We start from the raw sequence: 23169 nt of genomic DNA on the forward strand, positions 1-23169 counted from the left end.
GGTTTGAAATTTCATCGCAACCACGTCGATTTCGCGATGCTCGTCGCCGTCCTGGCGCTCATGCTTCTGAGCCTCGGGGTGGTTTACAGCGCGTCGGCAAGCTACGCGCTCGCGAAGTACGGGGAGAGCGAGCGGATGCTGACGAGCCATGCCCTGAAGGTGCTTCTCGGAATGCTCGGCCTCTTCATCGGATTGCGGGTCGATTACCACAAATTGCAGCGCCTGACAAAGTGGGGCGTGGCCGCGGCGGTGGCGTTGCTCTTCGTGACCCTGGTCCTCGGGGGTGAGGCGAAAGGCGCGACCAGATGGCTCCGGTACAGCAGCATCGGGTTCCAGCCGTCGGAATTCGCGAAGTACGCGCTGCTCTTTCATCTGTGCTCGCTGATTGCGACCAAGGGAGACCTGATACGGGATTTTAAACGGGGGTTTATCCCGATGATGGTCTGGATCGGACTCGTCACATCGCTCGTCATGCTGCAGCCGAATTTCAGCATGGGCGTTATGATCTTCTTCCTGAGCCTCATCATGCTGTTCATCGGCCGGGCCAAATTCTCGCACCTGGCCATTACGTTCGCCATTCTTACGCCGATCCTGATACTCTATCTCCTGAGCGCGGAGTACCGGCGCGCGCGCATCATGGCCTTCCTCGGCGGGAGCGGAGGGGGGGCGCGATCGAGTTACCAGTCCTCGCAGGGAATCCTCGGGTTCGGCAACGGAGGGATCTTTGGGGTCGGTCCGGGGGAAAGCAAGCAGCGTGATTTTTTCCTCCCCGAATCGTACGGGGACTTTGTCTTCTCCATCGTCGGCGAGGAGTACGGGTTCGTCGGGACGATGTTCTGCCTGCTTCTCTTCCTGACGATCGCGTTCAGGGGATTCAGGATCGCCCGGTTCGCACGCGATATCTTCGGAAGGAACCTCGCGATCGCCGTTACGTGCGCCATCACGTTTTATGCGTTGATCAATGCCGGCGTCACGCTCGGCATTCTTCCCACGACGGGCCTGCCGATGCCGTTCGTGAGTTACGGAGGGTCGTCGATGGTCTTCTCGGCGTGTGCGATAGGAGTCTTACTGAATATTTCATCGCAAACGGATCTGCACCCGAGGGCGAGGCAGGTTCCCGTGGTCGGCTCCGTGAATGCCGGCGATGCAAATGTCGGGAAGGTCTACTGATGTGGAGCCGCTCCATGCAATTTTCTCCGGCGGCGGGACCGGCGGGCATCTCTTCCCGGCCCTGGCAATCGCAGACGAGGTCAAGCGCCTCGAACCCGCTGCGGAGATCATGTTTATCGGCACGAGAGACAGGATCGAAGCCCGCGTGGTCCCGCAAAAGGGATACGCGTTTCGATCCATCTGGATCAGCGGGTTTCGGAGGGGTTTTTATGCGGGCAACATACTTTTTCCGATCAAAGCGGTGGCCGGACTGATGCAGGCGATTTCCATCATAAAACGGTTCAAGCCGGATGTGGTTGTCGGAACGGGCGGGTATGTTTCAGGCCCGGTCCTTCGGGCCGCGGTCATGCTGAAGGTTCCGACGCTGATTCAGGAACAAAACAGCTACCCCGGCGTCACCACCCGCCTCCTCTCGCGAAAGGTGGACGAGGTGCACCTGACGTTCGAGAGCTCGAAGAAGTATTTCGACCGGACCGAGGACGTTTTTGTCACCGGAAATCCGACGCGAAGCGATCTCGACGGCGTAAATCCCGACGAAGCGTGCAGGTACTTTTCGTTCGACCCCTCGGACCGGAACAAGACGATCCTCGTCGTCGGAGGGAGCCTTGGTGCGAGATCGCTCAACCTGGCGATGGAAACGCATCTGGAGATGCTGATGCGGCACGGTCTCCGGATCGTCTGGCAGACGGGTCCGGATGACATTGAGAAAGCAAAACGCCTGGCGGGGCAATACGCCGCAGGCCGGATCTGGACGGGAGCGTTCATCGACAGGATGGAATACGCCTACCGGGTGAGCGATCTCGTGGTGTGCCGCGCCGGGGCGACGACGATCGCGGAGCTGACGCGGCTGGGAAAACCGGCGCTTCTGGTCCCCTATCCGCATGCGGCCGCGAACCACCAGGTGGAGAACGCGCGCTCCCTGGCCGGCTCGGGCGCCGCGGAGGTCGTCTTCGATCACGAATCCCTCGCGGTGCTGGGTGAACGGATCATCGCCGCGCTCGACGAACACCGGCTGAACGAGATGAGCGTCAGGAGCAGGAAGCTCGGCAAGCCGGATGCGGCCCTCCGGATTGCGGAGCATGTGATCCGGTTGGCGCGGAGCGGGCATCCCGCGCCGGATGCAGCGTCGCCGAAGGGGTAGCCGGAGGATGGAAGAACACACGTTGCCGCCCGGCGCCGCTGTCTTTAAGTACAAACTCGATTTTTATTATCAGCAGGCGTTGCTCTACCTTGTGACCCTGTTGTTGTACGGCGGAATCCGGGGAACGATCACCTTCGAGCGGTTGCCGTCGCTCGGGGCGGACCCGATCCTGTACATCATTATTTTGTTCGTGATCATCTCGTTCGTTGTGCTCGCGTTGAACAAGGCGCGTGACCGCAAGCTGATTGTGGCGGCGGATAAGATCATCTTCCACCACAAGTTTCACGAGCGGGAGATTCCGTTCTCGGCGATCGAATGGTTTCACATCGGCCGGGAACGCAGAGTTCAGACCGCGGGCCGGTCACAGGTGATCGTCTTTAAAATGAAACATCGCAGGCGATTGTTCCGCATCAGGGTCGGCAGGTACGAGCACGAAAAAGAGCTCATCGCCGAGATGCAGCGCATCGCGCAGAGTATTCCCAAGGGCAAACGGCCCGACGTCGGCCGGCCCTGATTTTTACCGGACAAGGAGAAGGTTATGATACAGGCTCTTCCGTACATATTATTGGGGCTCATTGTGGGGGTGCTGGCGGGAGTCCTCGGCATCGGGGGAGCGGTGTTCGTCGTTCCGGCGCTCGTCTACATCTTCGGATGGGAACAGCATATGGCGCAGGGGACCACGCTCGCGATGCTGCTCCCTCCGATCGGGCTGTTTGCGGCGTGGACGTACTACAAGGCGGGGAACGTCGACTTTAAAGTCGCGGCGCTCCTCTGCGTCGGTTTCCTTGTGGGCGGATATTTCGGCGGGTCGTTCGCGAACCAGGTTCCCGCGGACTCGTTGCGGAAGATCTTCGGGGTCGCGTTGTTGATCATTTCGTTGAGGATGATCATCGGAAAGTGACCCGAAGCGTCGAGACTGGAAAAATCAAAAGAGGTATTTACACGGGATTATGTTCAGCTCCATTAAAAAAATACACTTCGTCGGAGTCGGCGGGATCGGAATGAGCGGAATCGCCGAGATCCTGCTGGATCAGGGATTCAAGATCAGCGGCTCCGACAGGGCGACCGGCGAGGTGACCGACCGCCTCCAAACGCTCGGGGCCGAAATCTTCGAGGGCCACAAGGCGCAGAATGTCGGACCGGATGTCGACGCGCTCGTCTATTCTTCGGCGATCTCGCACGACAACCCGGAACTGGTCGAAGCGCAGAAGCGGAAGATCCCGGTCATCCGGCGCGCGGAGATGCTCGCCGAAGTGATGCGCCTCAAGTACGGAATCGGCATTGCCGGTACGCACGGCAAGACGACCACGACGTCGATGGTGAGCCTGATTCTGATGGAGGGGGGCCTCGACCCCACGGTCGTGGTCGGCGGGAAGCTGAGCGGCCTCGGCGGAACGAACGCCCGGCTCGGCCACGGCGAGTTCATCGTGGTGGAGGCGGACGAGTTCGACCGGTCGTTTCTCTCGATCACGCCGACGATCGCGGTCCTCACGACGCTTGAAACGGACCATCTGGATTGTTATCGGGACCTCGAGGATATCAAGGGCGCGTTCATCCAGTTCGCGAACAAGGTTCCTTTTTACGGGTTCATTGTGCTCTGTTCCGACGAGCCCGCGCTGCAGGATATCATGCCGCGCCTCAACAGGAAAAAGACGGTCACCTACGGGATCAATCCGCAGGCCGACGTGCAGGCGCTGGACCTCCGGTTCAAAGACAATACCTCCACGTTCACGGTGATGAGGGAGAAGCGGGAGCTCGGGCAGGTCACTCTGCAGATTCCGGGCAGGCATAACGTGCAGAACGCGCTCGCGGCGATCGCCGTCGGGCTGGAAGTGGGCGTCCCGTTCGAGCGGGCGAAGGAGGGGATAGAAAAGTTTACGGGCGTCTACCGCCGGTGGGAGAAAAAGGGGGAAGTCAACGGTATTTCCGTCTACGACGACTACGCCCATCACCCGACGGAGTGCCGGGCGACGCTCTCGGGAGTGAAGGCGGGCTGGCGGCGCCGGGTCGTGTGCGTGTTTCAGCCGCACCTCTACTCGCGAACGCGGGATTTTTACGAGGAGTTTGCGAAGTCGTTCCTCCTCTCCGACGTGCTCGTGGTGACCGATGTCTATCCGGCGCGCGAAGAGCCGATCCAGGGAATAACCGGAGAGTTGATCGCAAACGCCGCAAAAGAGTACGGGCACAAGGAAGTGTTCTACCTCGCCGACAAGGCGGCCGTTCCGGGGCTTCTCGGGAAGATCACGAAACGGGACGACATCGTGATCACGATGGGCGCGGGAGACATCTGGAAATACGGGGAGGAATTTCTCAAACAATTGAAGAAGAAGAAACCGGGTTCCTGACGTGATCACAATCGACGACATACGAAAGCATTTCCGCGGGCAGATCCGGCTCGGCGAACCGCTCAGCAAGTACACGTCGTGGCGCGTGGGCGGGCCTGCGGACTACTACCTCGAGCCGGCGGACAAGGAAGACGTCGCCTCGATCGCCGCGTTCCTCGAACAGGAGAACATCCCGGTGCTCGTGCTCGGCAAGGGGAGCAATATGCTCGTGAGCGACAAGGGGGTCCGTGGCGCGGTGATGAACCTCGAACACGGGCTTTCCGGGATGCGCTCTGAAAACGGAATCGTCTTCGTGGATGCGGGAGTCACGATGGTCCGGTTCGTCGATTTTTGCATCCAGCAGGGTTTCCAGGGAGTCGAAATGCTCCCCGGGATACCCGGCACGGTCGGAGGCGGTGTCATGATGAATGCGGGCGCCTACGGCGGCGAGATTTCCGATTACCTTGTCGACGTCGAAGTCCTCCGCAACGGTGAGATCATCCGGGTCGCGAAGGCGGACGCGGGCTTCTCGTACCGCCGCTCCGGATTCGCAGAGGACATCATTCTCGGGGCTTCGTTCAAACTCCCCCAGGGGGACAGGACGGAGACCGCGAACAGGCGGAAAGAGCTCCTCATGAAACGGAACCGGGCTCAGCCGGTGAATTTTCCGAACTCGGGGAGCATGTTCAAAAACCCGCCGGGAAAATTCGCCGCGAAGCTGATCGACGAGGCGGGCATGAAGGGAATGAAACGAGGGGACGCCCAGGTTTCGGAGCGGCATGCGAACTTTGTCGTCAACCTCGGGAACGCGACCGCCAACGATATTCTGGAGCTGATCGAAGTGATCCGGAGGACCGTGCAGGAGAAATTCGGGGTCTCGCTGGAGCTTGAAGTCAAGCTCGTCGGGTTTCCCAACGAAGTCTACCGGGAGGTCAACTCATGAGCGCGCAGGTTCAAGTGCAGGAGCGCGACGCCATGCCCCGGAACCGCTGGGGGTTGTGGCTGCTGGTGCCTCTGGTCGCGTGCACGATCGCGATTTTCGTCTTCTCGCACGAGTGGAAGAAATCGCTGAAGCTCCGGCATGTCGAAGTGGAAGGGTTGCACGCGCTCAGCGTCCAGGAAATAACCTCGCTGAGCCGCGTGCCGATGAACACGCCGCTCTTCGATGTGGATCTGGCCGCGGCCCAGCAGAGGATCGCGGCGAATCCGTTCGTCAAGGTCGCGAGCGTCACCCGGCAATACCCGGACCTCCTGCGGATCTCGATTCAGGAGCGGGAACCGATTGCGACGGTGAACGGGGGCCAGGTCTGGTATATCGACGCCTCGGGCGTGCTGATGCCGTTCCGGCAATCGGCCCTGAAGCTCGATCTTCCGATCATCAGCGGGGTGAGCGGGGTGCAAAATGCCAAAGGGGGAGAGGTGGTCGCCGACAAGGAGATTGCCGAGGCCCTCGAGATCCTCCACGAGGCGCGGGCGATCGATTCGAGCCTCTATCACTTCATTTCGGAAATAAACATGAACCACGGGGGAGACATTACGCTCTTTTCGGTCGATGCGGGCGCCCCGATCATCTTCGGCCGCGGCGACGCGTTGCGAAAGCTCTATCTCCTTCAAACGTTCTGGCAGAACGTCGTGAAAGTGCAGGGGCCCGAGAAATTGCAGTCGATCGATCTCCGGTTCGACGACCAGGTGGTCGCAAAGTGGAACCAGCAAACGGACAAACCGGCAACGAAAGCTTCGCTATGACGCGAATCGAACCATCCACCGCAAGGCGAATGAGGGAAGGAACTCGGGAATGGATAACGAAATAATTGTCGGGCTCGATATCGGAACAACGAAGGTCTGCAGCGTCGTCGCTTCGGCGGATGAAGGCGGCCGTTTCAACGTTCTCGGCGTGGGGAGGAGCCCTTCCGACGGGCTGACGCGCGGCGTGGTGACAAACATCGACAAGACCGTCCGTTCGATCCAGAGCGCGGTCGCCGAAGCGGAGTCTCGGTCGGGGATCAAGATCCAGTCGGTCATCGTCGGCATTGCGGGAGACCACATTCAGAGCTTTCAGAGCCGGGGAGTGATCGCGATCAGCAGGCCGGAGAATGAGATTACGCAGGCCGACGTCCACAGGCTGATCGAGGACACGAAGCGCGTCGCGCTCCCCTCCGACCGGAGGATCATTCATGTGATCCCCCAGGAATTCATCATCGACGGGCAGGACGGCGTGTGCGATCCCGTGGGCATGTCGGGCGTACGGCTCGAAGCGAACGTCCATATTATCACCGGCCTCGTGACGGCGGCGCAGAATATCTACAAGTGCGTGCAGCGCGCCGGGCTCCAGATCCGCGACATGGTGCTGGAGCCGCTGGCATCGAGCTACGCCGTGCTGGAAGAGGAGGAGGAGGAAGTCGGCATCGCCCTTCTCGACGTCGGCGGCGGAACGACCGACCTCGCGGTCTTTGAAGACAGGACAATCCGGCATACGGCCGTCATTCCGGTGGCGGGCAACCAGGTCACCAACGATATCAGGAAGGGGCTCGGGGTCCTCACCGAGCAGGCGGAGAAATTGAAGTGCCTGCACGGGTTCGCGTATGCGGCGAGCGTCGTCGACGACGAGCCGATCACGATTCCCGGCATCGGCGGACGCCCGCCGCTTGAAATCGACAAGCGGCTCCTTGCACAAATCATCCAGCCGAGGATGGAAGAGATCTTTGAGATTGCGGCGATGGAAATCAAACGCTCCGGCTATTCGCGCCATCTTGCCGCGGGCGTGGTCTTGACAGGAGGGGGCGCGCTCATTAAGGGAGCCTCGGAGCTGGCGCGCGAGGTGCTGGGAATGCCGGTGAAGCTCGGCATACCGGGGGGGTTCAATGCGGGGCTCGTCCGGGAAATCGAAAACCCGATCTACGCGACGTGCGTGGGCCTGGTGCTTCACGGGCTCCGGAACAAGGAAACGACTCCGCTTCATTTCGACAACGGGCAAAACGGAAGCGGCTCGGTCAAGAAAATCCTCTTCAAGATGAAAAGCTGGTTCGACGAATTGTAACCGATTGTAAAATAAACAGACGCATTAAATCAAATCACATATAATAAACACTCACTCACTAACATAAGGAGATACACTAGTGATAGAGCTCGATAATTACTTCGACCACGGAGCAAAGATCCGTGTGGTGGGGGTTGGGGGAGGCGGGGGGAATGCAATCAACAGCATGATCGACAAGAGGCTCCAGGGAGTCGATTTCTTTGCGATCAATTGCGACATGCAGTCTCTCGAGCGCAACAAGGCGCCGAACAAGATCCAGATCGGGAAGAACCTGACGCGGGGTCTCGGCGCGGGAGCGGATCCTTCGATCGGCCAGCGGGCCGTCGAGGAGGACCGCGACGAGATCGCACGATCGATCGCCGGCAGCGACATGGTGTTCGTCACCGCCGGAATGGGCGGCGGAACGGGGACCGGCGGCGGCCCGATCGTCGCAAACATCGCGAAGAGCATCGGCGCGCTGGTCGTCGGCATCGTCACGCGGCCGTTCACCTGCGAGGGAAAGAAGCGGATGGCCCAGGCGGAAGCCGGGATCGAAGAGATGAAGAAGCAGGTCGATACGCTGATCGTCATTCCGAACCAGAAACTCCTCTCGATCGTCGAACGGAACACGCCGTTGCAGGAGGCGTTCGACCACGCGAACGAAGTGCTTCACAACGCGACGCGGGGGATTTCGGAATTGATTACGATTCCGGGGTTGATCAACGTCGATTTCGCGGATGTCCGTACGATCATGCGCGAGATGGGCGACGCGCTCATGGGTTCGGGAGTCGCGGCGGGTGAAAACCGCGCGATCGAAGCGGCGCATGCGGCGATTTCGAGCCCGCTCCTTGAGGGCGTCTCGATTTCCGGAGCGCTCGGCGTTCTCGTCAACGTCACCGGCGGGCCCACGATGTCGCTCGTCGAAGTCGACGAAGCGGTCAGCGTGATCCACGAGGCGGCAGGCGAAGAGGCGAACGTGATCATGGGTGCGGTGATCGACGAGAACCTCGGCGACGAGATGATGGTGACTGTGATCGCCACGGGCTTCAACAAGCGGGGCGTAAGCGGTGTGCGGGTCGCCCGGCAGACGGCGAAGGTGATCGAGCGGATTCCCGTCGGGCTTCAGGATCTTCAGAGGCTCGAGGAACCGGCGTTCATGCGGAAAGGAATCGAAATCACCGTAAACCCGTTCCGGTCGGACGATATGGACCAGCCGGAAACCGACAGCAACGCGGATACGGATAAGCCGGCGTTTCTCCGCAAGATCATGGACTGATGAACGAACTGAACCGGTACAATTCTTCATCCGAATAGCATGGCGCGCCGCTCTGCCGGTTGACCCTGGCGGTTAAACCCGGTCGATCGGTGCGCCGGCTACTTGTGATATCTCGTTCCGCCGCTCTGCGGCGGAATGCATACCGGGACGCTCCGCGTCCCCGGCCGCGCAGCGGCCGAAATATTCGTTCCCACGCAGAGCATGGGAACGAGACCCCCGCGGTTGTCATCCTGAGGGAGCGCAGCGACCGAAGGATCTGCAGCGTCGCATCTTCATCTTATCTCGTCATCCCGACATGTTTTAGGTCGGGATCTTTATAAAAGAGTTGAAAGATGCTGACCAGGAGCATGTCAGCATGACGAGGTGGAGAGACGTTCGGTCAAATTGAAACACCACCGAAGGATCTGGCTTGTTGCTTCTCGCTCCTCGAATTGATAGATTATGAGAGCATGAAAACCGCTCTCATCCTCGTCGTTGTGCTCGTTTTTCTTGTTCCCGCCGGCGTTCTGCCTCAACAGGCGAAGCTTTCCAGCGCCTTCAAAATCGCGCGCCTGAAATATACGGGCGGCGGCGATTGGTACAACGACCAGCAGGAGGAAGTGAACCTGCTGGCGTTCGTCAGGGAGCATTCCCTGATCGATGTGGAACCCGCCTACGAGTTCGTCGAAATTACGAATGACCGGCTCTTCACCTATCCGTTCATTTTCATGACCGGGCATGGGAACATCTCGTTCTCCGACCTCGAGGTCAAGCGGCTGCGGACCTATTTGGAGAACGGCGGCTTCATTTATGCGGACGACGACTACGGCATGGATAAGGCCTTCCGGCGCGAGATCAAGAAGGTGTTCCCCGAGCAGGAGCTCGTGGAGCTTCCCTATTCCTTTGGACTCTATCACTGCGAGTACGAGTTTCCGAACGGCCCGCCCAAGACCCACGAGCACAACGGAAAGCCCGCCCAGGGGTTCGGCCTCTTCCATAACAGAAGGCTCGTCCTCTATTATACATATGAGTCGAACCCCAGCGACGGCTGGAACGACGCCGAGGTCCACGGCGACCCCCCGGCAAAACGCGAGGAAGCGCTTCATTTTGGAACAAATATCGTCACCTGGGCGTTAACACATTAAGCCGGCCAGGCCTGCTCTCATGCAACCTCAGCATCCATCATCCCTCTATTCAGACATCCTTCGCCGGATCGCTTCGGTCCGGAGGAAGGAGAACCGGCTTGCCCTCCTGTACGGAACCCTGGCGGCCGGCATGCTCTGCCTTCTGATTCTTCTCGCAGCGGTTGTCGTCGAAGAGCTCTTTTCATTCGGGACGCCGGGGCGCACGGCGGTGTTTTCCGTTGCCGCGGCGGGAATGCTGGGATCCCTCTTCTGGTTCGTCGTCCGTCCGGTGATGCGCATGGCGGGGATCCTCAAGTCGGCGGGAAGCGCCCTCCTTGCAGAAAGGGTCGGCAAACATTTTCCGGAGGTTCGCGACCGTTTGCTCGACGCCATGCAAATGTACGAGCAGCGTGAGATACTGCAACCGAACTATTCCGTCGATTTAATCGATGCCTCGTTCACCGACCTCTACCGGCAGATCCAGCCGTTGAATTTTGCCGACGCGGTGAATGATTTTGCGGTGCGGAAGATGGGAAAGGTTGTGCTCTTTGCTGCGGGGATTTTTCTCCTCACGTTCGTCACCTCCCCGACCGGGTTTCTCGGATCGATGTACAGGATCGTCCATTACAACGTTTCGTTTGCGGACCCGCTCCCGGTCCGTTTCAAGATCGAGCCGGGCAACGTGGACGCCGTGCGGGGCGAGACCGTTCCGATCGTGGTGCGCACCGAGGGGAAGCCCGTCGATGCGATCTCGTTGCTCACCCGACAGAGGGGGCAGCTTGAATTCGAAACCCAGTCGCTCAAACTGCAGGGGGGAGTGTTCAAGACGGAGCTCGGGAACATCCGCGCCTCGACCGAGTATTACGCGTCGGTCGACGATATCAAGAGCGATAAGTTCACCATCAACGTTCTCGACAGGCCGCTCGTCCGGACCCTGCAGGTCAGGTTGAGCCCGCCGGCGTACACCAGGCTACCGGCGAAGACACAGGATGAGAACGCCGGGGATATAAACGCCTACCCCGGCACGAAAGCCGCGATCCACATCGTCTCCAGCAAGCCGCTCTCGGAGGCGACACTGCTCTTCAGCGATACGACAAGCGTGTCCCTGAGCCCTGACGGTTCGGCCGCGGAGGGGACGTTCACCGTCAAGAAGAACGGGACGTATCATCTTCTCCTGAAAGACAGCGACGGCCTGCCGAACGTCAATCCGATCGAGTACACGATCCGGGTCACCCCCGACGAGTATCCGGCCGCGGAGATTCTTTCGCCGGCAAAGAACACCGATCTCACGCAGGGGATGAAGCTCGACCTCTTCGTCCGGATCAAGGACGATTTTGGTTTCTCAAAACTGCGGGTCGCGTACCGGCTGGCACAGTCGCGCTACGAGCCTCCCGCGGAAAAGTATAGTTTCACCGACATCCCGTTGCCCGACAGGAATCAAAGCCCTCAGGAGCTCTGGTATCATTGGGACGTTTCGGAGCTGCGTCTTGTTCCCGAAGATGCCGTCTCCTACTATGTGGAGGTGTTCGATAACGACAACGTAACGGGGCCGAAGTCCGGCAAGAGCGAAAGCTATCTCCTCCGGCTCCCCTCCCTGGAGGAGGTGTTCTCCGACGTCTCCCAGGCGCACGACCAGTCGCTCGATCAGATGGAAAGCGTCGCAAAGGAGAGCCAGCAGCTCAAACAGGATATCGAAGAGTTGCAGCGGGAGATGAAGAAGAATCGCGAGAAGTCCGACTGGCAGCAGCAGAAGAAGGCCGAGGAGCTCCTGCAGAGGCACGATGAGATGAAGAAGAAGCTGGACGAGACTTCCAAGAAGCTGGAAGAGATGATGAATAAGATGGAGGATAACAAGCTCCTCTCGAAAGAGACGATGGAGAAGTATTCCGAGCTCCAGAAGCTGATGGAGGAATTGAAATCCCCCGAGTTGCAGGAGGCCCTCAAGAAACTCCAGGAATCGACGAAGCAGCTCTCGCCCGAGGAAATCAGGCAGGCGATGGAACGCCTGAAGCTCTCCGAGGATCAGTTCCGGCAGAGCCTCGAGCGCACGGTGGAGCTCCTGAAGAGGATCCACATCGAGCAGAAGATCGACGAACTGATCAAACGCGCGGAGGAAATGCAAAAGCAGCAGGAAGGCCTGAAGGAGCAAACCGCGAAGACCAGCCCCTCCGATCAGAAGAAGCGCGACGAGCTCTCGAAGCAGCAGCAGGATCTTCAGAAACAGGCCGAGTCGCTGGAGAAACAGGCGGCGGACCTCCAGAAAAAGATGGAGGAATTCCCGAAGGAAATGCCCGTCGATCAGATGGCAAAGGCTCAGGAACAATTGCAGAAAGACCAGCTCTCGAAACAAATGCAACAATCCTCCGGACAGATGCAATCCGGCGATCTTCAAAAGGCCCAGCAACAGCAAAGCCAGAGCGAGCAGTCCCTCTCGCAATTCCAGCAGCAGATGAAAGACGTGCAGAAATCCCTGCAGGACGAGCAGATGAAGCAGGTCGTCCGGGAGATGAAGAAGCAGCTCCAGAACATGCTCGAACTCTCCAAGCGGGAGGAATCGCTGAAGGAGGAGACAAAGGGGATGGATCCCAACTCCCAGCGGTTCCGCGAAGGGGCCCAGCAGCAGAGCGAGATGAAGAGCGATCTGGGGAACGTCGCCAATAACATGGCGGAACTCGCCAAGAAGACCTTCGCGGTGAGCCCGGAGATGTCGAAGGAGATGGGCGATGCGATGAAGGAAATGGAGCAGGCGACGGAAAATATGGAGTCACGCAACCCGGGCGGCTCGTCCGAAAAGCAGGGCGCGGCGATGGGTTCGATGAACCGCGCGGCGATGATGATGCAGAATGCGCTCAACGGGCTCCAGGGGGGAACCGGCGGGATGGGCATGGCGGGACTGATGGGCCGGTTGGGGCAGATGACGGGGATGCAACAGGGGATCAACCAGGGCACCCAGCAGGCGATGGGGATGGGCCAGGGTCAGCCGGGAATGACGCCGGAACAACAGGCGCAGTACAACCGGCTCGGCGGGTCGCAGGGAGCCGTCCAGAAATCGATGGAGGAACTTGCCCGCGAAGCGAAGAATGCGGGAGAGTACAGCAAGCTGCTCGGAGACCTCGATCGCATCGCACAGGAGATGAAGGAGGTTCAGACCGATCTGGAACAGGGAAACGTAAATCCCAACACCGCCAAAAAGCAGGAACATATTCTTTCCCGGCTGCTCGAATCGACCCGCTCGATGCGGGAGCGGGATTACGAAAAGCGGCGGAAGGCGGAGACGGGGACCGACATCCGGCGCGCAAGCCCCTCCGGGCTCGATCTTTCGACGCAGGAGGGCAAGAACAAGTTGAGGGAGGAGCTCCTCAAGGTGCTGGAGGGAAAGTACTCGAAGGACTACGAAGAGTTGATCAGGAAATATTTCGACCAGCTTGAGAAGGAAGATGTGAACCGGTAGCGCCGGTTCTCCCCCGGAAGACCACCCTTCCGACCTCGCACTCCGAACACCGTTCCTCCATGCAGTAAAACTTGTGCAGTTGCAGCGCCCCCTGGTGCAGCAGGGCCGAGTCGAGGGCGAACCGCCGCCTGACGAGTTGCCCTGCGATCGCCGTTGTGGAGCTGTTTTCTCCCCCCGGAGGGCATTCCGCCGACAGCATCGCCGTTCCCTCCTCGAGCATCGTATCCTTGTTGACCCGCGCGTGAAGATGACACACCGGGACGATACTGTTCACGATGATTTCGGCGGCGCGGCTCCTGCCGATGAGAGTCTTGAGCTCGCCGCGGGCTCGCTCGCCGAATCGGTAGTGGTTCGACCAGAACGAATCCGCGCGAACGACAAAGAGATTTTCGAGGATCGAGTAGCGCTGCCTCGCGCTCAGCACGTCTCCCCTGACCATCTGGAGAATGTAGCCGAAAAATCCCTTTCGTATCAGCCTGGGGATCAGCCTCGCCGCGCCGGCGAGCCGGAGAGTCGGGAAATTTTCAGGCCGGAGCCGGAAAAACTGCCATTCTGCGGCGGAGATCATTTCGCCGCCGTAACATTCCCCGCTCAGCGTCCAGAGGTTCCGCAACAGCTTCATATGCTTCGCGCTCTCCTTCTCCGGCTTGGAGAGGGATTCGGAAAGTAATCCGGAAATCCTGAAGAAGGCGGCTTCAAGCCTCGGCGATACGTCGCCTCCGCCCGGGGGCATGAAATGTCCGGCGATCGTCCGGAGGGTGAGATTCCTGGCAAGCCTGAGAAAGAGCGCCTGGTTCTTACCGTACCCCAGCGCTTCCATGATCCCTTCGTACATCAACTGTTCCCAGAGACCGTCCCGGTTCGCTTCCGGCAGATCGCAGTCCAGGTTGGGTGGGGGGAGTTCTCCGGGGTAAAGCCCGAACGGCAGGTCGTCGTATTCGCGCCCCGGCTCACCCACACGCGGCCGGAGACAGCCCGCCAGCTCCCTGAGGCGTTCAGAAAAACGCCGGACCTTGAGCTCAATCCGGTCGGTCGCGAGTTTGAGGAGCCATGATTTCAGAGTCGCGTCATCGACGATGCCGTTGAGGCCATAACACCGTATCCTCTCCGGGGGCTCTCCGCCTTCGTCTGCGTTCGCCCCCGCTGGAGCGCGATCTCCGGACACATCGAGGTAGTCGCCGAGGACGAGAACGGGAATTCTTCGGTGTGCGCGTGTCATCGGAGAAGTGCGCCCGGGGTTCGCGCGGAGAACGACGTGCAGGATCACCGAATTGTATTTCGGATCCAGGTTGTGCCTGTGACCGGTCCATTCCCGGTGCCGTCCGTGGAGTTCGACATCCCCGGTATAAAGCACGCCCCCGATCCGGATGCGGGCTCCGCGGAAGTCGGGTCCCCCGTCCCTGTTGAGTTTTCCCGGAGAGAGGATGCTCACATGTTTTCCGTCGTCGGTCCTGAGGTTTGAGGAGGGGAACCGCTGGTGAATCCAGATCTGGTTTAGGAATCGTTCGGAAATGGTGTACGACGCCGGCTTCGACGACATGGTGCCTCCCTTGTCGTGGTTGGATTTATGAAACGGTGACCGATCGCCTCCCGGTCAAATCTCGTTCCCACGCTCTGCGTGGGAACGCATAATCCGCCGCTCCGCGGCGGAACTCAAAAATACTTCGCCCTGTACTTGTTGATTCTCTCCCTGTACTCCAGAGCAACTTCCCGTGCCCGTTGCGCAAAATCCTTTCCGTTCGAGGCGTAGATAATACTGCGTCCGATGTTGATGATCGCGAGCTCTCCCCGGGCGTCGCATCCGTACCGGACTGCCTCTTCCAGGCTCCCCTTCTGGGCGCCGACGCCTGGTATCAGAACCGGCATCCCGGGTGCGAGCGAGCGGATGCGCTTCAATTCCGCCGGCCGGTTTGCGCCGGCAACCAATCCGACATTCTTTTTGGTGTTCCACCGTTTCGCCGCGCGCACCACGTGCTCGTATAACGGTTTGCCGTTCACCTTCAGGTGTTGGAAATCCTTCGCGCCTTTGTTGGATGTCACCGCCAGAATGAACGCGCACTGTTCCCGGCGTCTCATGAACGGTTCGACCGAATCCTTCCCCATGTACGGGCTGACCGTCGTCCCCGAGAACTCCCAGTCTTCGCAGAGGAGCATCGCCTGACGTTCCGCCGAGGAGGGGATGTCCCCCCTCTTGGCGTCCCCGATGCTGAGAACGTCGTCCGGCATTCTGGCGAGCGTCTGGTGGATCGTATACCAGCCGTGCTCGCCCGCCGATTCATAAAAGGCGACGTTCAGTTTGTACGCGCAGACGATATCCTTCGTCGCGTCGATGATCCGCCGGTTGAATTCGAATTGGGGATCCCCGTACGCGTAAAGAAATTCCGGCACCTTCATCGCGTCGGTGTCGAGCCCGATACAGAGGAGGGAATTGTTCTTTCGTTGGATATGTCTCAGTCTCTGGACGAAGTCCATCGAAGCTCCTATTGCGAAACCCCTCCGGAGGCGTCCGGTTTCAGATACCCGTCCAGCCACTCGAAGACCGTCTTGTGCCACAACTCGCTGTTCAGCGGCTTCAACACCCAGTGGCCTTCGTCCGGGAAGTAGAGCCACTTGGAGGGAATCCCTTTCCGTTGGAGAGCGGTGAAGAGGCTCATCCCCTCGCCGACCGGAACGCGGTAATCGAGCTCGCTGTGGATGATCAGAGCGGGCGTCTTGAAATTGGCGGCGTACTTGTGCGGCGAGAACTTGTCGTAATCCGGAGTCTCCCAGGGAATGCCGTGTTCCCATTCGTCGAACCAGGTTTCCTCCGTTACTCCGTACATGCTGTTGAAATTATAGACGCCGTCGTGGGTGATGATCGTCTTGAATTTGTCCGTATGACCCTCGAACCAATCCATCATGTACCCGCCGAAGGATGCTCCGGCGGCGGCCATCCGGCTGGTATCGACATAGGGAAGCTGTTCCATATAGCCGAGGCCGTTCATGAGATCGACATAGACCTTTCCGCCCCAGTCGCGGCTGATCTCATCGACGAACTTCTGGCCGAAGCCTGTGCTCCCGCGGGGATTCGGGAGCGCGAGCACGTACCCCTTTGAGGCCCAGAGCTCCGGATTCCAGCGATACGACCAGGAGTTCATGAAAGCGCCTTGCGGGCCGCCGTGCGCCCAGAACACCAGCGGATATTTTTTCGTCACGTTCGCTTCGGTTTCCTTGCTCCCCGCGGGCGTTGTACCGCCGGCGGAGAACGTCGGGGGTTTGATGATCCACATCTGGACCTGCGTGCCTCCGGCGCCGGCGAACCACACAGCCTCGGGCTCCGCAAAGGCGAGTTGTGAAAAAAGGTCGTCGTTCACATGCGTAAGAGGTTTTGCGTTCTTCCCTCCGGGCGAGGCCGTGTAGATTTCGACCGGGCGTGTGAAAGATTGGCGGGAAAAAACGAGCATCTTTCCGTTTGGAGCAACGTTGATGTCGCCGTTGACGGCGCCGTCGACGACCTTCTTGATGTCGTCATCCCGGAGAGTAACGGACCAGAGGGGCCGGTTCGCCTTCTCTTCCGCCTCGAAGTAAAGAGTCTTGCCGTCGTGAGACCAGACGATCGACTCGATCCCGGCATCGAAGTCCGTCGTGAGACTGTGGCTCGCATGCGAGGAGCGATCATAGATCATCAATTGCCACCGGTCGGCTTCAAATCCCGGACGCGATTGGGCGCGGTAGGCGATATACTTCCCGTCAGGGGAATAGCGGGGAAATCCGTCTGCCGCGAGATTCGTCGTGAGTTGTTTTCGCTCCATCGTGGCGAGATTGACCTCGTAGATATCATGGTTCGTGCTCCACGATTCGTCGTGGGGGGGGACGGGAGTCGCGGTGTAGGCCAGCATGCCGCCGTCGGGAGAAAAATCAAAATCGTCGCCGGCAGAGAATGTCGAAGAGGTGGGCACCGCATCCCGGTCGCCGGGCGTCACATCCCGGGGATCCCCGCCGGCAACCGGCACGACAAAGAGATGCTGCCTCTTATCGTCGACCCAGCTGTCCCAGTGCCTGTAGAGCAGTTTTGTCATGATTCGGGCCTTTACCTTGCTCGTGTCCCGCCCGTCCTGCTTGCTCTTGTTAAGAGCGTTGCTTTCCGAGTACGGCTTATCGGAGAATTCGGGGAAGACAGCCGAGACAAACGCTATGTTCTTTCCGTCGGGAGACCAGACCGCCTGATTCGCCTCGGTCGAGATCGAGGTCAGTTGTTTCGCCTCGCCCGCTTCGACGGGCTGCACATAAATCTGATAGGACCCGCTCCTGTTCGACTCGAACGCAATCCATTTTCCGTCGGGTGACCACCGGGGGTGGCGGTCCTGCTTCGGACTGCTTGCGAAGCGGCGGGCCTCGCCTCCTCCGGAAGGAATGATCCAGATATCGTTGTTTGACTTGTTATTCGGCTTGTCGACCTCGGCGACGACGTACGCCACCCATTTGCCGTCCGGCGAAAGTTGGGGATCGCTCACCCGCTTGATCTTGAACAGGTCCTGAAGTTCGATCGGGCGTTTCACCTGCGACAGCAGAGGGGAGAAGGCGGCAATTGCGAGAAGGAGCGTAGGGAGTAATAGGGTTCGTGCTATGCGATTACGATTCATCGGGTGGATCCTCCTGTGTGTGTCGTGCGAAGAAAGTTCGAGAGTATGGTCCTGGGTGCGCTCTCACTATTTGAAATTTTTCCACATCATCGACTCGACCGGCTTTATCGTGCGCTTCCGGTATTTTGCGGTTGTGCGTTTATTGTAAGGCACTTCCACATCGCCGCTCACCTCGAAGTAAATCAATTGGCCGATCGGCATTCCGGCATAGATGCGGACCGGTTGGCGAACCGAGATTTCAAGCGTCCAGGTGTTGCAGAATCCGATGTCCCCCTTGCCGGCGGTCGCATGGATGTCGATTCCAAGCCGGCCGATGCTGCTCTTCCCCTCAAGAAACGGGACATGCCGGTGGGTTTCCGTGTATTCTTCCGTGACGCCGAGGTAGAGTTTGCTCGGCACGAGAATCATCCCTTCGCTCGGAATCCGGAACGAGGTGACTTTGTTGTGGCGGCGTGCATCGAGGATTTCGTCCCGGTATGTGGCGAACCAACTGCCGAGGTGAACGTCGTAGCTATTGGAGCCGAGGTATTTGCGATTGAACGGCTTGATGACCACCGTTCCCCGCCTCATCTCGGCGAGGATTTGCCTGTCTGAAAGGATCATTCAGCTCAGAATTGTAAGAATGGGCAGATGGTCGGGGAGCAACGGTGCTCTAATTTAGCAATATTTGCGAGAGAAGCAAAGGGGGGTGGTTTCTCAATTTGACCGAAGCTCTCTCCACCTTGTCATGCTGACATGCTCCTGGTCAGCATCTTCATTTCATCGCCGCATACCCTTCATCCCGGCAGGCCTGCAATCCCGTTGTCGTCAGGCGCGCCAATTCTTCGAATAGACCCGCGTTCCTGGTCTTGAAGTTGAAACAGGATTTGCCCTGCATCCGGGTCCGCAACTCCTTCGAGAGGCCGGCCGCGAGTTTCGGAAACATATAAACGGGCATGAAATGAAAGCTCACGTACGCTTTGCTGATCTTGACCCAGGCGACAGGATATCCCTTCCCCAGCTTCGGACTGAACTCCACGCCGAGGCAGTAATAGCCGGGCGAATCTGCAGTCACGACGAGTCTCCTGGAGTGTTTCCGAAGAATGTCCCTCAATTCGGCAAAGATGGATTCAAACTCCGAATGGTTCGTGGGCATGAGCTATTCCCCGGCGACCTCCCTGTGTCGGTTCTTCCACTGCCAGACACCGGTAGTGATATCTTGTGGAAGCCGGTGGCCCAGGGCTCTGGCGGCTAGAATAATCTGTCCCCGGTGGTGGGCCTCATGCGCGACCATGTAAGTCATAAAGTGTGCCGCATCGGGGGGAATACTGGACCACGTAACGTTCGTGTTCAGAACGCCTCCATGATCGATACCGGCGGTCAATAACTCTATAATCCCCCGGTTGCTCCGTTTAAGTGCTCGGAGCAATGCGCTTCGACTGACGCGCCTTCGGTCTACTGATAAGGGAGTCTTGATCCCGTACTGTTTTCCGACCATCTTGATCCATGAACACCGCGAATTATGGATATGGCCCGCGATCATGCGAATGGTCCGCCGGGGAGCGCCCGGAATCGTCTCGCTCCATAGGTCGTCCGGAAGATTCTCGAAAAAGAATTCCGTCACCCTGTTATTGGTCCCCCACGTGGAAAGCAGGGGATTGTCTTTCGGGACCGCTTTCATTACTCGAAAAAGTTGTTACTCGCGTTTTCCGTTCGTGGAAAGAAAGTCCAGGACGATTCTATTGAATTCGTCAGGCCGTTCGAAATTGAGAAGGTGGCCGCACCCCGAGACCACCACCTTCCTGCCACCGGGAATGAGGGATGCCAAAGTATCAGCGACATTATGCATGTCCGGTTCATCGCGCTCGCCCACGATGGCCAATGCCGGCACCTTGATTTCACTGAGCCTGCGAATGGCCGGTGGAACAGATTTCTTGAATCCCCAGAGATTTGGTTTACTGAACTGAATGCCGGACCATTCGGAAATGATCTGCCGGATTTTCGCCTTCACGGATCGAGACTTGTTTACGGGTGTCAGCAACCGGTCCCCTTGCCAGACCTCCTTCGCCCTCGCCAGACCGGAATCCTTCGCAAGCCTCGGGTAGCTTGCCAAACGGCCGCGAAGAGGCTCGTTGAACCGGTATCCATCGAGCGATGCGCCGACGGTTATGACCCCCTCTGTCATTTGTGGATAGTCGACGGCAAATCGAACTGCTGCCCACCCGCCCAATGACATTCCCACGATCGTGGCCTTATCCACGCCTAATTTCCTGAGCAGCGTGGCGATCTCCGTGCTGGATGATATTGGGGTGTCAGGAACCGATGAGCGCCCATAACCGCTCATGTCATACCGGATGACACGATACTGCATGGCAAAGGTGTCAAACTGGTCGTCCCACATTCGAGAGTCCAGGCTGAATCCGTGAATAAGAAGAAGCGCTCTTCCTTCCCCTTTCTCCTCATAGTACACCTTTCTGCCCTCAATATCAGCGTAGCCGGTTTTAAGTACCTGACTGGTGAGTGCGGATGATAGCAGGAGCGAGGCTACAATGAGGAAACGGGATCGACGATTACTCCCCACGGGAATACCCATGCGTACGAACATAGGAAAAACTCCCTTCCTAATCCGCGGATGATGCAACCCGGACGAGAGATCGCGGCTGAAAATCATCGCAAAGCTCACGAGCCTTCGAGACAAAAGCCTTGAATTCAGGGCGGTCTCTCCATGCCTTGATTGCATCGGCGCTCTCCCAGGGGCCGAAAGAAATAAACTGTCGTGGGTTCGCAGAATCCTGAAGGAGATAGGCAGTTCCGGCGGCCCCAGGTTGATTGTGAGCGGTCCATCGGGCAAAGGCGTTCCATTCGCCGATAAACGCCATCTCGTTGCCGGCTTTAGCCGACCAGATCCCGAGCGTGTACGGTTGATTGATCTCGTTCATTACTTCATCCTCTCTTTCTCAACTCACCGCTTTCTTCAACAGAGCGATGATCTTTGTCTCTGCCGTGGCATCCAACTCCTTCAGCGCGAATGCGACCGGCCACAGATGACCCTCGTCAAGGCGAGCCTTGTCGCTGAAGCCAAATGTCGCGTACCGGGTTTTGAACTTCTGTGCGGCTTGGAAAAAACAGACGACGTTCCCGTCCCTGGCATACGCGGGCATTCCGTACCAGGTTTTCGGCGAGAGGGTTGGTACGCTGGCTTGGATGATCGCATGAAGCCGCTTTGCCGTGGCGCGATCCGGTTCCTTCATCGCCGCAATCGCCGCAAGCGCGGCGCTTTCCCCGTCCGCTTTCTCCTTGTTCGCGCGCGCTTCCTCCTTCAGCTCCTGGACGCGAGCCTTCATCGCGGCTCGCTCCTCGTCGGTGAATCCCTTGGATTTCTTGGGGTCTTTCTTTGGGCTCATAGAATCTCCTTATCCTTTGTACTCTTCGCCACCATTTGATTCTGCGATCTGTTCGACGTCACTTTTGGTCCGGCGAATCTTCAAGGTATTTCCCGTCGGGCGCCACCGTGACCTCGATTTCTTTGGGGGAGATAGCCGCAAACTCACTTGGTCGTCTTCGTTCCCATCTGGACCCCTAGTTTCTCATATTCAATGTCGTTGGGTTCCCATAGTTCAACCTTGTTTTGTTCAGCATCCAGTATGTGAACAAATTTTCCGTAACTGGCGCTTTCTATCGTGTCAAGAATTGTTACGCCTTCCTTTTTCAGTTCCTCAACAAGCCCTTCTAACTGGGCAACCCTGTAGTTGACCATGAAATCCTTTGTTGACGGGTCAAAGTAATGGGTTGATTCTTTGAATGGACTCCACTGGGTAAATCCCTTTTGGGTTGAATCCGTTGCCTGTCTCCACTCAAATACAGCCCCATACTGGTTGGTGTTCAATCCGAGGTGGGTCTTATACCATTCTCTCATTGTCTTGGCGTCCTTACATTTGAAAAAAATCCCCCCGATGCCGGTCGCCCTCCCCATTGTGGCGTCGCCATTCGGTTTGGTCATTATCCAATTGTTCAAAGCAAAACCAAGTCCGAATGATATCATAAGAAGAGCGAAAAGAACTGCTATTGCCCGGATCGCCGGCCAGGCACGCCGATCTGACGAAGTTGTACGCATCTTACTTCCTCTCAATTATTTGATGAACCCTATGCGGCAACAGTGCGCCTGACGGTTTTGTCATGCTTAATCAGCGGGTTCCCACAATTGAATCTTGTTCCCTTCCATGTCGAGGATGTGAACAAATTTACCATAGTCATAAGCCTCTATCGCATCTACGACCGTGACGCCTTCCTTTTTCAATTCGTCAACGAGCGCTTCGAGATTCTCAACCCGGTAGTTTATCATAAAGTCCTTGGTTGAGGGTTCAAAATACTTGGTTGTGTCTTTGAATGGACTCCAGGAGGTGGAACCCTTCTTTGCGGGGTCCGCATCTTCTCGCCACTCAAACGTCGCTCCATAGTCGTTAGTATCGACACCAAGATGTGTTTTATACCATTCCTTTATTTTGTTGGGGTCTTTGCATTTGAAGAAAATGCCGCCAATACCGGTTACTTTATTCATGGGTCTGTTCTTATGTGTTGTTCGTGGTTAATGCCGCTACTGATCTCATTTGATCCGCTTTAAGTCTGGGGTGATTTTCTTTTCAAAATAAGCGAGCTGATCAGCGTAACTACCAGACCGACAGGCAAGATTTCGATGTAAGCCATCATCGCGTTGAAAAATGGATTCTTGGACATGCTGACGAAGCTTGCCATTTCTTTTGTTTGCTTCTCTATTTCTATTTGGCTCGCTCCGCTGGCTTTCAGTTTGTCAAGCATCTGTGACGAATATTTTTCGGCAAAATCGGGTATGAAGTAAGCGGAGTCGATCAGCCAGGCGATTACATACATGGTTGAGGCGATCAAGACAATCATGATCCCTATTTTGAAGGCTTTGCCAAAACTGATAACCCCTTCATTGTGCTTATCCCTGTAATTCCGAATGCCAACAAAGACAAGTGAAAAGGCGATGAGCATGGAAGCATACCCGATGAGCAGGCTTCTGTCATAATCAAAGTTGCCTTCACCATGGCTTAAGCTGTTGACACTGT

22 protein-coding genes are annotated in these 23169 nt (G+C 57.9%); 11 read left to right on the forward strand and 11 right to left on the reverse strand.

What is annotated here, in order from left to right:
* Positions 1–3 precede the first annotated feature (3 nt).
* The 11 genes from VI215_12970 (at position 4) to VI215_13020 (ending at position 13481) form a co-directional block, all read left to right on the forward strand.
* On the forward strand, positions 4–1170 hold the full coding sequence (locus VI215_12970) for a putative peptidoglycan glycosyltransferase FtsW (GenBank protein ID HEY6193228.1): 1167 nt from the start codon (positions 4–6) through the stop codon (positions 1168–1170).
* Complete coding sequence (gene murG / locus VI215_12975; protein ID HEY6193229.1) at positions 1151–2311, forward strand: undecaprenyldiphospho-muramoylpentapeptide beta-N-acetylglucosaminyltransferase; 1161 nt, start codon at positions 1151–1153, stop codon at positions 2309–2311. Before VI215_12970 ends, murG begins: the two co-directional genes overlap by 20 nt.
* 7 nt (positions 2312–2318) lie before the next feature.
* The gene (locus VI215_12980) at positions 2319–2825 is read left to right on the forward strand and encodes a hypothetical protein (protein ID HEY6193230.1); all 507 of its coding nucleotides are present in this window, start codon (positions 2319–2321) and stop codon (positions 2823–2825) included.
* A gap of 24 nt (positions 2826–2849) precedes the next feature.
* Complete coding sequence (locus tag VI215_12985) at positions 2850–3212, forward strand: sulfite exporter TauE/SafE family protein (protein ID HEY6193231.1); 363 nt, start codon at positions 2850–2852, stop codon at positions 3210–3212.
* A 49-nt stretch (positions 3213–3261) separates the two neighbouring features.
* Positions 3262–4656 carry a UDP-N-acetylmuramate--L-alanine ligase gene (murC, locus tag VI215_12990; protein ID HEY6193232.1) on the forward strand — a complete coding sequence of 465 codons (1395 nt, stop codon included), beginning with the start codon at positions 3262–3264 and terminating at the stop codon, positions 4654–4656.
* A gap of 1 nt (position 4657) precedes the next feature.
* Positions 4658–5578, forward strand: coding sequence for a UDP-N-acetylmuramate dehydrogenase (gene murB, locus VI215_12995; GenBank protein ID HEY6193233.1), 921 nt, complete (start codon positions 4658–4660; stop codon positions 5576–5578).
* Complete coding sequence (locus tag VI215_13000) at positions 5575–6381, forward strand: FtsQ-type POTRA domain-containing protein (protein HEY6193234.1); 807 nt, start codon at positions 5575–5577, stop codon at positions 6379–6381. Before murB ends, VI215_13000 begins: the two co-directional genes overlap by 4 nt.
* Positions 6382–6430: 49 nt before the next feature.
* A complete protein-coding gene (gene ftsA, locus VI215_13005; GenBank protein HEY6193235.1) occupies positions 6431–7672 on the forward strand; it encodes a cell division protein FtsA in 1242 nt (413 codons plus the stop codon).
* A 79-nt stretch (positions 7673–7751) separates the two neighbouring features.
* Entirely contained in the window at positions 7752–8927 is a 1176-nt protein-coding gene (ftsZ, locus tag VI215_13010) for a cell division protein FtsZ (GenBank protein HEY6193236.1), read from the forward strand.
* Between the two features lie 449 nt (positions 8928–9376).
* Positions 9377–10051: a DUF4159 domain-containing protein gene (locus VI215_13015; GenBank protein HEY6193237.1), complete on the forward strand. Its 675-nt coding sequence runs from the start codon at positions 9377–9379 to the stop codon at positions 10049–10051.
* 19 nt (positions 10052–10070) lie between these two features.
* The gene (locus VI215_13020; protein ID HEY6193238.1) at positions 10071–13481 is read left to right on the forward strand and encodes a DUF4175 family protein; all 3411 of its coding nucleotides are present in this window, start codon (positions 10071–10073) and stop codon (positions 13479–13481) included.
* Here VI215_13020 and VI215_13025 read toward each other — a convergent pair.
* The 11 genes from VI215_13025 to VI215_13075 all read right to left on the reverse strand — a co-directional run.
* Positions 13435–15021 (reverse strand): DUF2851 family protein, encoded by a 1587-nt coding sequence (locus VI215_13025; protein ID HEY6193239.1) that lies wholly within the window; start codon positions 15019–15021, stop codon positions 13435–13437. The genes VI215_13020 and VI215_13025 overlap by 47 nt on opposite strands.
* Positions 15022–15134: 113 nt before the next feature.
* Complete coding sequence (pyrF, locus tag VI215_13030; protein HEY6193240.1) at positions 15135–15953, reverse strand: orotidine-5'-phosphate decarboxylase; 819 nt, start codon at positions 15951–15953, stop codon at positions 15135–15137.
* Between the two features lie 8 nt (positions 15954–15961).
* Positions 15962–18103: a S9 family peptidase gene (locus VI215_13035; protein HEY6193241.1), complete on the reverse strand. Its 2142-nt coding sequence runs from the start codon at positions 18101–18103 to the stop codon at positions 15962–15964.
* A gap of 66 nt (positions 18104–18169) precedes the next feature.
* Positions 18170–18706 carry a dCTP deaminase gene (gene dcd / locus VI215_13040; protein ID HEY6193242.1) on the reverse strand — a complete coding sequence of 179 codons (537 nt, stop codon included), beginning with the start codon at positions 18704–18706 and terminating at the stop codon, positions 18170–18172.
* Positions 18707–18857: 151 nt separating this feature from the next.
* Positions 18858–19238 carry a hypothetical protein gene (locus tag VI215_13045; GenBank protein ID HEY6193243.1) on the reverse strand — a complete coding sequence of 127 codons (381 nt, stop codon included), beginning with the start codon at positions 19236–19238 and terminating at the stop codon, positions 18858–18860.
* A 540-nt stretch (positions 19239–19778) separates the two neighbouring features.
* Complete coding sequence (locus tag VI215_13050; protein ID HEY6193244.1) at positions 19779–20753, reverse strand: alpha/beta hydrolase; 975 nt, start codon at positions 20751–20753, stop codon at positions 19779–19781.
* Positions 20704–21021 (reverse strand): antibiotic biosynthesis monooxygenase family protein, encoded by a 318-nt coding sequence (locus VI215_13055; GenBank protein HEY6193245.1) that lies wholly within the window; start codon positions 21019–21021, stop codon positions 20704–20706. The genes VI215_13050 and VI215_13055 overlap by 50 nt, the downstream gene beginning before the upstream one ends.
* An 18-nt stretch (positions 21022–21039) precedes the next feature.
* Positions 21040–21486 carry a DUF1801 domain-containing protein gene (locus VI215_13060; GenBank protein HEY6193246.1) on the reverse strand — a complete coding sequence of 149 codons (447 nt, stop codon included), beginning with the start codon at positions 21484–21486 and terminating at the stop codon, positions 21040–21042.
* A 143-nt stretch (positions 21487–21629) separates the two neighbouring features.
* Entirely contained in the window at positions 21630–22196 is a 567-nt protein-coding gene (locus tag VI215_13065) for a VOC family protein (GenBank protein ID HEY6193247.1), read from the reverse strand.
* Positions 22197–22262: 66 nt separating this feature from the next.
* Complete coding sequence (locus tag VI215_13070; GenBank protein ID HEY6193248.1) at positions 22263–22640, reverse strand: VOC family protein; 378 nt, start codon at positions 22638–22640, stop codon at positions 22263–22265.
* 59 nt (positions 22641–22699) lie between these two features.
* A partial coding sequence (locus VI215_13075) for a DUF4199 domain-containing protein (protein HEY6193249.1) occupies positions 22700–23169 on the reverse strand: 470 nt, incomplete at its 5' end.

Source organism: Bacteroidota bacterium, from assembly GCA_036522515.1.
GTDB lineage: Bacteria > Bacteroidota > Ignavibacteria > UBA10030 > SZUA-254 > VBOC01.

Bases quoted from the DNA above. Each gene is read 5' to 3' on its own strand.
- dcd (HEY6193242.1), bottom strand. From the start codon at position 18,706: ATGATCCTTTCAGACAGGCAAATCCTCGCCGAGATGAGGCGGGGAACG.
- VI215_13035 (HEY6193241.1), bottom strand. From the start codon at position 18,103: ATGAATCGTAATCGCATAGCACGAACCCTATTACTCCCTACGCTCCTT.
- ftsA (HEY6193235.1), top strand. From the start codon at position 6,431: ATGGATAACGAAATAATTGTCGGGCTCGATATCGGAACAACGAAGGTC.
- VI215_13065 (HEY6193247.1), bottom strand. From the start codon at position 22,196: ATGCGTACAACTTCGTCAGATCGGCGTGCCTGGCCGGCGATCCGGGCA.
- VI215_12985 (HEY6193231.1), top strand. From the start codon at position 2,850: ATGATACAGGCTCTTCCGTACATATTATTGGGGCTCATTGTGGGGGTG.
- VI215_13070 (HEY6193248.1), bottom strand. From the start codon at position 22,640: ATGAATAAAGTAACCGGTATTGGCGGCATTTTCTTCAAATGCAAAGAC.
- VI215_13045 (HEY6193243.1), bottom strand. From the start codon at position 19,238: ATGCCCACGAACCATTCGGAGTTTGAATCCATCTTTGCCGAATTGAGG.
- VI215_13015 (HEY6193237.1), top strand. From the start codon at position 9,377: ATGAAAACCGCTCTCATCCTCGTCGTTGTGCTCGTTTTTCTTGTTCCC.
- VI215_13050 (HEY6193244.1), bottom strand. From the start codon at position 20,753: ATGATTTTCAGCCGCGATCTCTCGTCCGGGTTGCATCATCCGCGGATT.
- VI215_13025 (HEY6193239.1), bottom strand. From the start codon at position 15,021: ATGTCGTCGAAGCCGGCGTCGTACACCATTTCCGAACGATTCCTAAAC.
- VI215_12980 (HEY6193230.1), top strand. From the start codon at position 2,319: ATGGAAGAACACACGTTGCCGCCCGGCGCCGCTGTCTTTAAGTACAAA.
- murC (HEY6193232.1), top strand. From the start codon at position 3,262: ATGTTCAGCTCCATTAAAAAAATACACTTCGTCGGAGTCGGCGGGATC.
- pyrF (HEY6193240.1), bottom strand. From the start codon at position 15,953: ATGGACTTCGTCCAGAGACTGAGACATATCCAACGAAAGAACAATTCC.
- VI215_13020 (HEY6193238.1), top strand. From the start codon at position 10,071: ATGCAACCTCAGCATCCATCATCCCTCTATTCAGACATCCTTCGCCGG.
- VI215_13055 (HEY6193245.1), bottom strand. From the start codon at position 21,021: ATGAACGAGATCAATCAACCGTACACGCTCGGGATCTGGTCGGCTAAA.
- VI215_13060 (HEY6193246.1), bottom strand. From the start codon at position 21,486: ATGAGCCCAAAGAAAGACCCCAAGAAATCCAAGGGATTCACCGACGAG.
- VI215_13000 (HEY6193234.1), top strand. From the start codon at position 5,575: ATGAGCGCGCAGGTTCAAGTGCAGGAGCGCGACGCCATGCCCCGGAAC.
- murG (HEY6193229.1), top strand. From the start codon at position 1,151: ATGTCGGGAAGGTCTACTGATGTGGAGCCGCTCCATGCAATTTTCTCC.